Genomic DNA, 679 nt, shown 5'->3' with positions numbered 1-679 from the left:
GCGGCCCACCACATCGCGCAGTTCTGGGACGGCCGCGCCGCCACGCTGGAGGCCCAGGCTGAAGGCCCGATGATGAACCCGGTGGAGATGGCCATGCCGGACGCGAAGCGCGTCGAGGCCACGCTGTCCTCCATGCCCGAGTACACCGCGCGCTTCCGCTCCGCCTTCCCGAAGGAGCGCAAGCCGGTGACGCTGGCCCACGCCGCGAAGGCCCTGGCCGCCTTCGAGCGCACGCTCACCACGCCGTCGCGCTTCGACCGCTTCCTCGCGGGCGAGCATGCCTCGCTCACCATCGCGGAGCAGCGCGGCCTGGAGGCCTTCATCACCACCGGCTGCACCACCTGCCACAACGGCCCGGCGGTGGGCGGCACGTCGTTCCAGAAGCTGGGGCTGGTGGAGGCGTACCCGAACCTCACCGACGCGGGCCGCTTCGACGCGACGAAGAACGAGGACGACCGCGGCTACTTCCGCGTGCCCACCCTGCGCAACGTGGAGAAGACGGGCCCCTACCTGCACGACGGCAGCGTGAAGGACCTGCCCACCATGGTGCGCCTGATGGGGCGCCACCAGCTGGGGCGCACGCTGAAGGACGGCGAGGTGGACGACCTGGTGGCCTTCCTCAAGAGCCTCACCGGCGAGCTGCCGCCCGCCGAGCGCATCTCCGCGCCGCCCCTGCCCC

The 679-nt window shown here is 72.0% G+C and carries 1 protein-coding gene; it reads left to right on the top strand.

Going from position 1 to position 679, the window contains the following annotated elements:
* The coding region (locus D7V93_RS43780; RefSeq protein WP_147451717.1) for a cytochrome-c peroxidase at positions 1-679 on the top strand (679 nt) is incomplete at both ends.

Origin of the sequence: Corallococcus llansteffanensis (genome assembly GCF_003612055.1) — a bacterium.
In the GTDB taxonomy this organism is placed as follows: Bacteria; Myxococcota; Myxococcia; order Myxococcales; family Myxococcaceae; genus Corallococcus; species Corallococcus llansteffanensis.
The sequence above is the reverse complement of the archived record's forward strand: the minus strand, read 5'-3'. Positions and strand labels throughout refer to the sequence as shown.